Source organism: Humibacter ginsengisoli (assembly GCF_054780095.1).
This window is the reverse complement of the sequence record NZ_BAAGWZ010000011.1, coordinates 439,920-452,745: the sequence shown is the minus strand read 5'-3', so window position 1 is coordinate 452,745 and position 12,826 is coordinate 439,920. Positions and strand designations below refer to the sequence as shown.

12 protein-coding genes are annotated in these 12,826 nt (G+C 68.6%); 9 read left to right on the top strand and 3 right to left on the bottom strand.

Annotated elements, in window-relative coordinates; translation table 11 throughout:
• Positions 1-51: 51 nt before the first annotated feature.
• Together serS and ACYVI5_RS16370 are read left to right on the top strand one after the other, a co-directional pair.
• On the top strand, positions 52-1,320 hold the full coding sequence (gene serS / locus ACYVI5_RS16375) for a serine--tRNA ligase (RefSeq protein ID WP_460581164.1): 1,269 nt from the start codon (positions 52-54) through the stop codon (positions 1,318-1,320).
• A complete protein-coding gene (locus ACYVI5_RS16370; RefSeq protein WP_460581163.1) occupies positions 1,317-2,198 on the top strand; it encodes an HAD family hydrolase in 882 nt (293 codons plus the stop codon). The genes serS and ACYVI5_RS16370 overlap by 4 nt, the downstream gene beginning before the upstream one ends.
• Before the next feature lie 25 nt (positions 2,199-2,223).
• Here ACYVI5_RS16370 and ACYVI5_RS16365 read toward each other — a convergent pair whose 3' ends face one another.
• Both ACYVI5_RS16365 and ACYVI5_RS16360 read right to left on the bottom strand, forming a co-directional pair.
• Positions 2,224-3,447, bottom strand: coding sequence for a sensor histidine kinase (locus ACYVI5_RS16365; protein ID WP_460581162.1), 1,224 nt, complete (start codon positions 3,445-3,447; stop codon positions 2,224-2,226).
• A gap of 4 nt (positions 3,448-3,451) precedes the next feature.
• Positions 3,452-4,102: a response regulator transcription factor gene (locus ACYVI5_RS16360; protein WP_460581161.1), complete on the bottom strand. Its 651-nt coding sequence runs from the start codon at positions 4,100-4,102 to the stop codon at positions 3,452-3,454.
• Positions 4,103-4,223: 121 nt separating this feature from the next.
• Between ACYVI5_RS16360 and ACYVI5_RS16355 the strand changes: the two genes are divergently transcribed.
• The 7 genes from ACYVI5_RS16355 to ACYVI5_RS16325 all read left to right on the top strand — a co-directional run bounded on the left by ACYVI5_RS16355 (position 4,224) and on the right by ACYVI5_RS16325 (position 11,430).
• The gene (locus ACYVI5_RS16355; protein WP_460581160.1) at positions 4,224-4,928 is read left to right on the top strand and encodes a hypothetical protein; all 705 of its coding nucleotides are present in this window, start codon (positions 4,224-4,226) and stop codon (positions 4,926-4,928) included.
• Positions 4,921-6,090, top strand: coding sequence for an efflux RND transporter periplasmic adaptor subunit (locus tag ACYVI5_RS16350; RefSeq protein WP_460581159.1), 1,170 nt, complete (start codon positions 4,921-4,923; stop codon positions 6,088-6,090). The genes ACYVI5_RS16355 and ACYVI5_RS16350 overlap by 8 nt, the downstream gene beginning before the upstream one ends.
• Entirely contained in the window at positions 6,087-6,770 is a 684-nt protein-coding gene (locus ACYVI5_RS16345) for an ABC transporter ATP-binding protein (RefSeq protein ID WP_460581158.1), read from the top strand. The genes ACYVI5_RS16350 and ACYVI5_RS16345 overlap by 4 nt, the downstream gene beginning before the upstream one ends.
• 65 nt (positions 6,771-6,835) lie before the next feature.
• Entirely contained in the window at positions 6,836-7,957 is a 1,122-nt protein-coding gene (locus ACYVI5_RS16340; RefSeq protein WP_460581157.1) for an ABC transporter permease, read from the top strand.
• Between the two features lie 302 nt (positions 7,958-8,259).
• Complete coding sequence (locus ACYVI5_RS16335; RefSeq protein ID WP_460581156.1) at positions 8,260-10,755, top strand: GH32 C-terminal domain-containing protein; 2,496 nt, start codon at positions 8,260-8,262, stop codon at positions 10,753-10,755.
• Positions 10,756-10,798: 43 nt separating this feature from the next.
• Complete coding sequence (locus ACYVI5_RS16330; protein ID WP_460581155.1) at positions 10,799-11,056, top strand: ribbon-helix-helix protein, CopG family; 258 nt, start codon at positions 10,799-10,801, stop codon at positions 11,054-11,056.
• Positions 11,053-11,430, top strand: coding sequence for a PIN domain-containing protein (locus ACYVI5_RS16325; RefSeq protein ID WP_460581154.1), 378 nt, complete (start codon positions 11,053-11,055; stop codon positions 11,428-11,430). Before ACYVI5_RS16330 ends, ACYVI5_RS16325 begins: the two co-directional genes overlap by 4 nt.
• Before the next feature lie 80 nt (positions 11,431-11,510).
• Here the strand turns inward: ACYVI5_RS16325 and ACYVI5_RS16320 are convergent, their stop codons facing one another.
• Entirely contained in the window at positions 11,511-12,587 is a 1,077-nt protein-coding gene (locus tag ACYVI5_RS16320; RefSeq protein WP_460581153.1) for a LacI family DNA-binding transcriptional regulator, read from the bottom strand.
• Positions 12,588-12,826 lie beyond the last annotated feature (239 nt).

Here is a 12,826-nt window from a genome sequence, read left to right as displayed (position 1 = left end):
CGGCGGTACGCGTGGCACGGACAGGTTGGCTGCCTTACATAGAATTGAGCGATGATCGATCCCGTCCTTCTGCGCGAGAACCCCGACCTCATCAGGCGTTCGCAGGAGGCACGGGGGGAGTCTCCGGAGACCGTGGACGCCGCGCTCGCCGCCGACGCGGAACGGCGTGCGGCGATCACCGAATACGAGTCTCTGCGAGCCGAGCAGAACGCATTCGGCAAGCGTGTGGCATCCGCTCCGAGGGATGAGAAGAAGGAGCTCGTCGCGCAGGCGCAGCAGCTCGCGGCGCGGGTGAAGGAGGCGCAGGCGCAGGCATCCGCTGCCGAGGAGCGCTTCGATGACGCCGTTCGGCGCATCGGCAACGTGATCGTCGATGGTGTTCCGGCCGGCGGCGAGGATGACTTCGTCACGCTGCGCGAGGTGGGGACGATTCCGACCTTCGACTTCGAGCCGCGCGACCATCTCGAGCTCGGCGAGAAGCTCGACGCGATCGACATGGCCCGGGGCGCCAAGGTGAGCGGTGCCCGCTTCTACTTTCTGAAGGGCGTCGGCGCGCGGCTGGAGATCGCGCTGATGAACTACGCGCTCGACGTCGCGCTGCAGAACGGGTTCACCCCGATGATCACGCCGACCCTGGTCAAGCCGGAGGTGATGCAGGGCACCGGATTCCTCGGCGCTCACGCCGACGAGGTCTACCACCTCGGAACCGACGACCTGTACCTCACCGGCACCAGCGAGGTCGCCCTCGCCGGCTACCACGCCGACGAGATCATCGACCTTGCCGACGGACCGCTGCGCTACGCGGGCTGGTCGACGTGCTACCGGCGCGAGGCCGGAAGCGGCGGCAAGGACACGCGTGGCATCATCCGGGTGCACCAGTTCAACAAGCTCGAGATGTTCGTCTACACGACCGAAGAGGATGCCCAGGAGGAGCACCTGCACCTGCTCGCGTTGCAGGAGCAGCTGCTCCAGTCCCTCGGCCTGGCGTACCGTGTGATCGACACTGCTGCAGGCGACCTCGGATCCAGCGCGGCCCGCAAGTACGACGTGGAGGCGTGGGTGCCGACGCAGGGGCGGTACCGCGAGCTGACGTCCACATCGAACTGCACCACATTCCAGGCGCGGCGCCTGCAGATCAGGTACCGCACCGACAGCGGTAAGACCACTCCGGCGGCGACCCTGAACGGCACACTGGCCACGACGCGCTGGATCGTCGCCCTGCTCGAGACGCACCAGCAGTCCGACGGTTCCGTGACGGTTCCCGAGGTGCTGCGGCCGTACCTCGGCGGGCTCGACGTGCTGCGGCCGGTCGCCGCATGACCCGCGGGCGATCTGCGGTCGGCAAGGATCTCGAAGCGGAACATTCGTCGTCCGAGGCGCAGGCATCCGACCGCCTGCTCGTCGCGCTCGACGTCGACGGAACGCTGCTGCACGAAGACGGGTCCGCGTCAGATGCGGTGAAGGACGCCGTGCTCGCGGCCATCGAAGCCGGTCACGAGGTGACGCTGGCGACAGGTCGCAGCTGGGAGACCGCCCGCGACGTGCTGGCCGAGTTCGCGATGAGGCCGGAGTACGTCGTGTGCTCGAACGGCGCCGTCATCATGCAGCGCGACGAGGACGGATACCGGCGCGCGCTCGTGGAGACGTTCGACGCCCGGCCGGTGCTGGAGCTGGTGCACGGGTTCCTCCCTGAGGGCAGCTACATGGTCGAGGAGGCCGACGGCACGCGGCAGTACACGGAGGGCATGGACTCCTCCGGCTGGACGCTCGGGTCGGCGGACCCGGTGCCGTTCGAGCAGCTCGCGCGCGAGCCCGTCAGTCGTGTCGTCGTCGTCTCGCCGTCGCACGACGCCGAGGAGTTCCTCGGGATCGTCGAGCAGATGGGGCTTCGCAAGGTCACCTACGCGGTCGGCTGGGCCGCGTGGCTCGACATCGCACCAGAGGGTGTGAGCAAGGGCAGCGCGCTTGCCCGGGTGCTCGACCGGCTGGGACTGCCGACGGATGCCCTGCTCGTCGTCGGCGACGGACGCAACGACATCGAGATGTTCCGCCTCGCACGATCCGGCGGAGGGCGCGCGGTCTCGATGGGCCAGGCGCCCGACGAGGTGAAGGCCGCGGCCGACGAGGTGACCGGCACCGTAGATGACGACGGGCTTGCGGACGTGCTGCTGTCGGTGGCGGCGAGCCGCGCGCTCTGAGCGCGACGTCAACGCGCCCGGGAGATCACGGCAGCACTGGCTCGGCCGAAGGCACCGCCACAGCCGGCAGCCGCACCACCACCTCGAGCCCGCCGGCGCCACGGGCCGCTGCGGTGACGGTGCCGCCGTGCCGCTCTGCGATGGATCGCACGAGCGCCAGGCCCAACCCGAAGCCGTCGTGGCGCGTGCGATCGTCCAGCCGCGTGAACGGCTGGAACAGCCGCTCGACGTCGTCGGGCGGCACCTGAGGTCCGGGGTTCGTCACACGGAGAACCGCGGAACGGCCGCCGTCGCTCGAAGGCTCGTCCACGAAAGTGGCCAGCGCGATCCACCCGCCCGGCACGTTGTACCGCATCGCGTTGTCGACGAGATTGCCCACGAGCCGCTCGAGCAGCACCCGGTCGCCAACGACGGGAGCATCCGCGAGGTCGGACGTGACGGCGACGTCGGTCATCGGCCGATCATCCAGGATGTCCTCCACGACGGTGGCGAGATCGACGTGCTCTGCGACGGTCGACGGATGCTCGTTCCGCGCGAGCGTGAGCAGCGCGTCGATGAGGCGGTCGGCCTCGTCCACCGCGCTCTGCACCTGACGGCACATCGCCTCGAGCTCCCGCCGCGTCGGGCGGGGTTTCGCGAGCACGACATCCATCGCCGTGCGCATCACGGTGAGGGGTGTGCGCAGTTCGTGGCTGGCGTTCGCGATGAACTGCCGTTGGGCGTTGAATGCCCGGTCGAGGCGATCCAGCATGTCGTCGAAGGTGTCGGCCAGTTCGCGCAACTCGTCGTGGCGCCCGCGCAGGCTCAGCCTCACCGACAGGTCGTGCTCGCTCGCCTCGCGCGCGGCATCCGTCAGCTGGCGCACCGGGCGCAGGATGCGGCCGGCGACGATCCACCCCAGAAGTGCGGCGAGCACTGTGACGCAGCCGAGGGTGATCAGCGAGTAGAGCACCAGGTTGCCCAGGGTGGCGTCGCGCTGCGCTTGGATGCCCGCCTGCACGCCGTTGGCGTAGAGTGCCTCGCACTTCTTCTTGGTGTCGGGCGGGACAGGCTGCAGCGTTCTGTTCCCCTGGTGCTCGCAGGTCTCGATCTGCTTCTGCACCACTTGCGAGGATGTCGTCGCCGACACGGTGGGCAGGTTCTGGGAGAGCAGCGCGGTCGTCACTACGATCAGCACGGCCCCGCACGCGAGGAACAGTGCCGTATAGAGCGCGGTGAGACGCGCGCGTGCGGTCAGTCGGATGCGCATCGCGTCACATCCGGTATCCCACGCCGACCACCGTCTCGATCAGCGGCGGGTCGCCGAGCTTGCGTCGCAGCCGGGCGACGGTCACGGCGACTATGTTGCTGAACGGGTCGGTGCGGGCATCCCACACGTGTTCCAGCAGCTCTTCGGCGCTGACGACCGCGCCGTCGGCCCCGGCAAGGCACTCGAGCACGCCGAACTCCTTGCGCGTGAGCGATAGCGGCATCGCGGCGCGGCTGGCGCGATGCCTGGCGCGGTCGACGACGACGTCGCCGCGTGTGACGACGGGGGAGCTGCCCGGCCCGCGTCGTGCCAGGGCACGCACGCGGGCGACCAGCTCGTGGAACGCGAAGGGCTTGCCGAGGTAGTCGTCGGCGCCGAGCTCGAGGCCGTCGACGCGGTCGTCCACGGCGGCGGCGGCGGTCAGCATCAGGATGCGACAAGGCCGGCGCTGCGCCACGAGGTCACGGCACACCCGGTCACCGTGCACGACAGGCAGGTCGCGGTCGAGCACGACGACGTCGTAGTCCGTGACGCCTGCCTCCTCCAGGGCTGCCGCACCGTCGTACACGACGTCGACGGCCATGCCGGCGTCGCGCAGCCCTTCGCCGATGCGATCGGCAAGGGCCACATGGTCTTCGACGACGAGCACTCGCACCCCACCATGATGCGACGGCGGGCGTGACATCCGCCTTACACGTGCTGTTCTGCCGGTGTCACCGCGGGGGAGCTAGACCGGTTGCCGAGCCACTACCCGGACCATCGACAAGGAGAGGGCCATGAATCGGAACACCCTTCTGCGCCGGCGAACGATCGCCTCTGTCGCGGCTGCCGCACTGCTCGGCGTGGCGTTGCTTCTGGGCGGTTGCTCGTCTCCACCCTCCGGATCATCCGTGCCCAGTCTGACGGGCGGCTCCGCTCCGAGAAGTGACGGGCCCGGGTCGAGCGCGGCCCCCTCGGCGGTGCCGCGCCCGAGCATCGGGTACAGCGCCTCCCGGGTGTCGCAGCTTCATGCGGCGGCGCAGTGCCTGCGCGAGCACGGCGTGCCGGCGTACCAGGACCCGGTTCTGACGCCGGACGGCCAGGTCTACACGGATGCCCGCAGCATCCAGGACGCCGAGGCGAAGATGTCGTCGGCGCAGCGCGATGCCGCCACCGCGGCATTCGAACAGGCGTGCGGGCACCTCTTCGCGGTGGCCGGGCTGCAACCGGACAGCGAGTCGATCGCGCCGCCGAAACTGGTGCAGGCCGGTGTCGTGGCGGCACGCTGCCTGCGGGCCCACGGGCTGCCGAACTACCGGGATCCGACGGGCGAGACGCCGTTCACACCGGGGCACGGCTTCGGCATCTCGGGCGACGAGCTGCCGAACAACGGGGCGGGAGGCAAGCAGGACCCCACCGTGCAGCGGGCGCTGACGGCCTGCCGATCGCAATTGAACGCCGAGATCGCCGCCTCGACGCTGAGCAGTCTCGCCCATGACTAGGGCAGCAGATCCCGTCGCGGGGGCACGGCAGCCCGAGACGGATCAGGCAAGCGCGCGGGTGCGCCCCGGCCGCATCCGGCGAATGGTCGTCGTCGCTGCCGTCATCGTGGTCGCCGTGATCGTGGCAGCCGGCCTTGCGGTCTGGTTCAGCACGGGGGCACGGCCAGCCCCGCACCCGACCGTGCCCGTCGCGACGGCGGCCGTCGTGCGCACCTCGCTCGCCACGACCACGCAGCTGTCGGCCACGATCGGTTACTCCGGCTCGGTGACGATCGTCCCGCAGACGAGCGGCACGATCACGGCACTGCCCTCAGCGGGCGCCACCGTCACGAGAGGAGAGCCTCTCTATGAGATCGACGGTGCCGGTGTCTTCCTGTTCTACGGCTCTCGCCCGGCGTGGCGCACGTTCGAACTCGGCATGACGCCCGGGCCGGACGTGCAGCAGCTCGAGGCGAACCTGCAGGCGCTCGGCTTCGGCGCCGACCTCACCGTTGACGACGATTTCACCTGGTACACCGAGAACGCGATCCTGCACTGGCAGCAGGCGACCGGGCAGGAGCAGACGGGAACCGTCACCCTCGGCACCATCGCGTTCGCGACGGGACCGTTGCGCATCGCCGCCGTCGACGCACCTCTGGGGTCGCCCGCGGAGCCCGGGCAGCCGATCCTGTCGGCGACCTCGCCCGATCCGGTGGTCACGGTCGACGTTCCGCCCTCACAGGCCTACCTCGTGCACACCGGGGACCGCGTGACCGTCACGCTTCCGACCGGGACCACAACGCCGGGCACCGTGACGGATGTCTCCACCGTCGCGCAGTCATCGACCGGCGACTCCTCCCGAGGGGCATCGTCGCAGTCGAGCGCGCCGCCGGAGGTCACCGTGCCCGCAGACATCCGGCTCGATGATCCCTCGAAGGCGGCCGGATTCGACCAGGCGCCGGTCACCGTGAACGTGACGGACCGGCAGGTGCACGATGTGCTGGCGGTGCCGATCACCGCGCTCGTCGCACTGGCGAACGGCGGCTACGCCGTCTGGGTCGACCCGTCGCACGGCGAGAGGCGCCTCACGGCGGTCACGCCGGGCCTGTTCGCTGACACCCTCGTGCAGGTCACCGCCTCCGGCCTGAGGCCGGGGGACCGCGTGGAAGTGCCGGCGTCATGACCGCCGCGCTCGAGCTGCACGACGTCTCGATGACCTACCCGCCGCCCAACGAGGTGGCCGCGGTGCAGGATGTCTCACTCACCGTCGCCGTGGGCGAGACGGTCGCGATCACGGGCCCGTCGGGCTCGGGCAAGTCGAGCATTCTGCACCTGATCGGCACCCTCGAGCGACCGACCGCCGGGTCCATTCGGATCGGAGGCGACGACACGGCGCGCATGTCCGACCGCGAACTCTCCGGATTGCGGGCGTGGCGGATCGGATTCGTCTTCCAGCAGTTCCACCTGCTCGACCACCTGTCGGTGCTGGAGAACGTGATGACCGGCGTGCTCTACCGCGGCTGGAGTCTTGGCAACCGTCGCGCCGCTGCGCGTGCAGCGATCGAACGGGTCGGGTTGTCCTCGCGCTCGGTGCATCGCACCGACGCGCTGTCGGGCGGCGAGCGTCAGCGGGTGGCCATCGCGCGGGCACTGGCCGGGCGCCCGGACATCCTGCTCGCGGATGAGCCGACCGGCAACCTCGACTCGGCGACCGGTGCGTCGGTCATGAGCCTCATCGCTGGGCTCGCGGATGCCACGACGACCGTGCTCGTGGTCACGCACGACTCGGTCGTCGCGGCGGCTATGCAGCGCGAGATCGGCATTCGAGACGGCCGCGTGGTCGCCGACAGCGGGCGACGCTGATGCGGTCCCGGCTGCGGTGGGTAGATGCTCTCCGGCTCGGGGCGGACGGCATCAGGGCACGACGGATGCGTGCCGCGCTTTCGGCGCTCGGCGTCGCGGTCGCCGTCGCGGCCATCGTCGCTGTGCTGGGAATCGCGGCATCCGCTCAGGTGGACCTGCTCGACCAGCTGGGCGACGAGGCCGATCTGCTGACCGTCGCGGGCGGGCAGGACTTCTCGGGCGCAGCGGCACCGCTGCCGTCGACGGCGGAGAGCATGATCGCCGCGATCCCGCCGGTGCGGGAAGTGACGGCGGTGGCCTCCATTCCGTCGGCCTCCGCGCGTCGCAGCGCCGCGATCCCCGCCATCGACACGGGCGGCATCACCGTGATGGCGGCGCAGGAATCCCTGCCCCACACGGTCTCCGCATCGATGGCCGATGGACGATTCCTCGGCGCCGTCGCCCAGCGCTACCCGGAGGTGGTTCTCGGATACCAGGCGGCGCGGAATCTGGGGATCGGCACGATCACGCCGCAGACGCAGATCTATCTGGGAGACCGGTACTTCACGGTGGTCGGCGTGCTCGCCCCGGTCGCCGTCGCGCCGGAACTCGATCAGGCGGCGCTCGTGAGCTTCCCCGTCGCTCGCGCGGAGCTCGGCCTGCAGCCTGGCACCAGCCGCATCTACCTGCGCGCCGATCCTGATCAGGTGCAGGCCGTCGCATCCGTGCTCCCCTTCACGGCATCGCCCGCGCATCCCGAGGCGGTTGCCGTGCGCAGGCCGTCTGACATCCTGACGGCACGACTGGCGGCCAAGACGACGTTCGTCGGCCTGTATCTCGCGTTGGGTGCGGTCTCGTTGCTGGTCGGAGGCGTCGGAGTCGCGAACACGATGGTCATAGCCGTGATCGAGCGGCGCGGTGAGATCGGCTTGCGTCGGGCGCTCGGTGCCCGAGCGAGGCACATCGCGGTGCAGTTCCTTCTCGAGGCCGCCGCACTCGCCGTGATAGGCGGCGTGGTCGGCGTGGGACTCGGAACGCTCGCGACCGCGATCGTCGACCATGCGGGAGGCACACCCTTCGCGATGCCTCCGCTGGTGCCGGCGGCGGGCATCGCAGCGGCCATCGCGGTCGGCGTGCTCGCCGGCATCTACCCCGCGGCTCGGGCCGCGCGGATGCCGCCCGCTGAGGCGCTGCGTGCGGCGGAGTGACCGGGTGCTCCGGTCAGACCGGTGGACTCGGTCTTGACCGACGTCGTCGGCGGGGCCACAATCGTGCATGGCGTCTCAATACGTATTGGCTCGACAGTATCCAGACTCCTTCGAAATGAGAGTGCTTCATGAGATTTGCCCAATACGTATCGGTATCGCGCTAAAAGAGAACGGAATCCGCCGTCGACGACGGCATCCCTTCAGAGAGGAAGGCACTTGCGATCATGACCGACTCCCTTCAACACGCATCGCCCCGGCGGCGGTCGGCGTGGCTTCGAACCTGGCGGAGCAGTCGCAGGCGGATGCTCGCACTCGCCGCGACCGCAGTTGTCGGCGCCATGGCGATCACCGAGCTCACGGCGACGGCCGGCTCGGCGGCCACGCCATCGTCATACCAGGAGCCGTACCGCCCCCAGTATCACTTCAGCCTGCCGACCGGATGGATGGGCGACCCGAACGGCCTCGTCTACAAGGACGGCCTGTACTACCTGTTCAGCTACGGCACGTGGAAGGGTGCCGTGAGCAAGGACCTCGTGCACTGGAAGAACATCCCGGTCACCGGTCCCGCTCCCGATCCGGGTAGCAGCGCGTTCTTCTCCGGAAGCGCGGTCGTCGACACGAACAACACGAGCGGGTTCGGAACACGCAAGAACCCGCCGATGGTCGCCGTCTACACGAGCGTGCAGCAGGGCACGAACATCCAGTCGCAAGACATCGCGTACAGCACGGATGACGGCCACACGTGGACGCGGTATGCCGGTGATCCCGTTATCGACATCCAGTCCGTGAACTTCCGCGATCCGAAGGTGTTCTGGTATGAGCCGGGTCACGAGTGGATGATGGTGGTCGCCCTCAGCGATCAGTACAAGACCGCGTTCTACACGTCGCCCGACCTCAAGACGTGGAAGCAGGTGGGCACGTTCGGCCCTGCCGGCGCCACCACGGGCGTGTGGGAGATGCCCGATCTCTACCAACTGCCCGTGGACGGGAACGGGCACAACCAGAAGTGGGTGCTCAGCGTCAGCGTCGGCAGCACGGGCGTGCAGTACTTCGTCGGCGACTTCAACGGCACGAGCTTCACGCCCGATGGCCCGGCGACGTACACGCCGCCCGCCGGTACCGCCCTCGATGATTTCGAGTCCGGCAGCTACGGCGACTGGACGACCACCGGGAGCGCGTTCGGCACCGCACCCTCGTCCGGTTCACTACCCAACCAGCAGCCGATCACCGGGAACCCGGGAACGTACGTCGCGAACAGCTTCAACGGCGGCGACGCTTCAACCGGCTCCCTCACCTCGCCCGTCTTCACCATCGACAAGCCGTATCTGAACTTTCTGGTCGGCGGCGGGAACAACCCTTACGTGCCGAACGCGGCGCCATTCGGCACTCTGCCGGCCGGAACCGTCTTCACCGACTTCTCGGGAACGACCTACGACCCGGGATGGACGACGAGCGGATCGTTCGTCGGCACCGGCCCCAGTCACGAGCAGCTAGGCAACCAGGTGAGCTCGGGCGTGCTCGACACGTGGGGACCGGACGGCGATCCCGGGGAAGGCACGATCACCTCGCCGACGTTCACCGTCGACAGCCGGTACATCGATCTGCAGATCGCCGGCGGTGAGCATCCGATGAGCCAGGCGAACCCGACGGCGGTGAACCTCCTGGTCGGCGGAAAGGTCGTCGCCAGCGCGACGGGAAACAACTCGGGCACGCTCGCCTGGACGAACTGGGACACCAGCTCGTATCAGGGGCAGCAGGCGCAGATCCAGGTCGTCGATCAGAACGACGGCTCGCAAGGCTGGGGCCACCTGATGGTCGGCGACATCGTCTTCGCCACGCAGCAGGCCCCCGCATGGGACACGCAGACATCCGTGAACCTGGTCGTGAACGGCCAGGTAGTGCGCTCGTCCACCGGCGCGAACAGCGAGAACCTCGACTGGGCCTCGTGGAACCTCAAGGATCTGCAGGGGCAGCAGGCTCGGGTCGAGGTCGTCGACCACGCCACCGGGGGCTGGGGCCATGTGCTCGCCGACGACTTGACCCTCGCCGACCAGCCCGCGCTGAATCAGCTGCAGCGCGCCCACTGGATCGACTACGGCGCGGACTTCTACGCGGAGAACACCTGGAATGACGCACCGCACGGTCAGCGCATCGACATCGCCTGGATGAGCAACTGGGCATACGCGTCGAACGTGCCGACGTCGCCGTGGCAGGGGGCCGAGTCGTTCCCGCGCACCGTCTCGCTGCAGACGATCGGCGGCCAGGTGCAACTCGTGCAGCAGCCGGTCGACCGTCTCGACTCGCTGCGCACCGGACCGGTCTGCACGGTGCGCAACCTGCGCGTCTCCGACACGACGGCCCCGCTGAAGGCGAGCGGGGACGAACTGGAGATCCAGGCGCAGTTGAGCGCCGGAACGGCATCGTCGTTCGGCCTGAACGTGCGCACCGGAGCCGGTCAGTACACGCAGATCGGATACGACACGACGACCGGCGAGCTCTACGTCGACCGGGGCAAGTCGGGCGACACGAGCTTCAGCTCGGCGTTCAACGACCGCAACTCGGCGCCGCTGCCGCTGGATGCGAACGGGTCGCTGAGCCTGCGCATCCTCGTCGACGCGTCATCGGTCGAGGTCTTCTCCGGCGATGGCACGCGGGTGCTGACGGAGCAGATCTTCCCGGATGCCTCCAGCACGGGAGTCAGCGCGTTCGCCACGGGCGGCACGGCGACGGTCGACTCGCTGAAGGCCTGGAATCTCAAGTCGATCTGGACCGACGAGGCAGGACGATCGCAGCCGTAGACCGTGCCATCGGCGCGTGATGCACGTGATGTAGTCTTACATCATGCTTCGCACGCAAATATCGCTCACGGTCGAGGAGCGGCGACTCCTCGACCGTGAAGCGGCACGCACGGGGCGTTCGATCTCCGCACTCATCCGCGATGCCGTGACGTGGAGATACGGGCCGTCAGCAGATGCGGAGGCCGATCTTCGCGCCATCGACGGCGCAGCCGGTGCATGGAAGGAACGTGCACTCGACGGAGGAGAGTACGTAGAGCGCCTTCGTTCCGGTCGACGATTGCGGGACGCGACCCAGCCATGACGGTTGTGGTCGATACCTCGGTACTCATCGACGTTCTCCGAGGGGATCGGGAAGCGGTGCGAGTGCTCCGCGAATCGCGTGAGGCTGGTGCGCTGCACTCCAGCGAGATCGTCAAGCTGGAAGTTCTGGCGGGCATGAGCCCGTCCGAGGCAGCGGCGACGCGCGGGCTGTTCGGCGCCTTCACGTGGCATCCGCTGGACGAGGAGGTTGCCGAGATCGCAGGCGAACTCGGGAGGAAGTGGCTCCCTCACAACCGGGGCATTGATTCTGCAGACCTCGCGATCGCTGCAACAGCGATCGCACTAGACGCGCAACTGCTCACACGGAACGTCAAGCACTTCCCGATGTTCGCTGACTTGTCGACGCCGTACTGATGACGTAGCCAGCGCACCGCGACGTCGAGGGGGCAGATCGAAGCCACCTGCCGGGCGGAAGTGCGTGCTCGGATCCGTCGTCACGAACGAGCCCTCGGCGCCGCCAGCGAACCGCGCGGCACATACGTGCACGGGATGAGGCGGGTGCCCGTAGGCTCCTCGTCGGCGAGCAGCAGTTCCCCCGCCGCCAACCCCATCTGGAGGTGCGGAAGAGCCACGGTGGCCAGCGGTGGATGCAGCTGGTCGGCGATGTCGGGCTGGTCGTCGAATCCCACGATGCTGACGTCGCGAGGGCAGTCGAGCCCTGCGGCGTGCGCGGCCATGAGCGCGCCGACCGCCATGCGATCGTTGCCGCAGATCAGCGCGGTCGGCTGGTCCTCCCCGATCACCTTCAGAGCCAGGTCGAAGCCGGAGTGCACCTGGAAATCTCCGTGCTCACGACGGATGCTCCTGGGATCGATGCCGGCGTCGCGCGCGGCATCCGCAAGTCCGCGTTCGCGCTCCTTGCACGCATAGTCGTCGGCCGGACCGCCGAGGTATGCCACACGCCGGTGCCCGGCCGCGAAGGTCGCGGCGGCCGCATCGCGCCCGCCCTGATATTCGTCGGCGAGGATCTGAGGCGCACCCTTCACGTTGTCGGCCCAGCAGTTCACGAAGATCGTGCGCACGTCGCTTTCGGTCGTCGCCGCATGGATCGGCTCGGGGCCCGGAGCGGCGTAGATCAGACCGGCGACACCCTGGGCGACGAGGTTCTGCACCGCGGCGTCGACGGCGTCGGCCGACTCGGAGGTCTCGACCACGAAGCATACGTAGCCGGCAGGCTGCACCGCCTGCTGTACGCCGAGCACGATCTGACCGGCATAGGGCTGGGAGACGATGCGATTGGCGATGACTCCCACCGTGTAGGACTTGTTCGACCGCAGCGCCCTCGCGGCACGATTCGGCTGGAAGTTCAGGTCTTTGGCCGCCTGCAAGACGCGTGCGCGAGTCTCGTCGGCGACAGACACGTCACGCCGGTCGTTGAGCACGAACGACACCGTGGGTTGCGAGACACCCGCGCGCTTGGCGACGTCTTTCATCGTGACGCGACGTTGCTCGGTGCCGGCAGCCTGCCCGGCGGCCGCTCGCGACCGGGGGAGCTTCTCGTGGTGGGGCATCCTCGCTCCTTCTCGTCGCGTGGCGGAGTGGACTGTCATCGCGTTGCTCTGCCATGCCTCGCGACGTAACCATCTTGTCACGAAACCAATACGTATTGCTATAGCGACTCCTCTGGGGTTATGCTGCTCGGGCAAATACGTATTGGTAGGAAGTCGCTACCGCGGCGGACACCCATACGGCGACTCGAAACGTACCGCCCACCATTCGAACCCAGAACACGAACCCTCGAACAAACGCT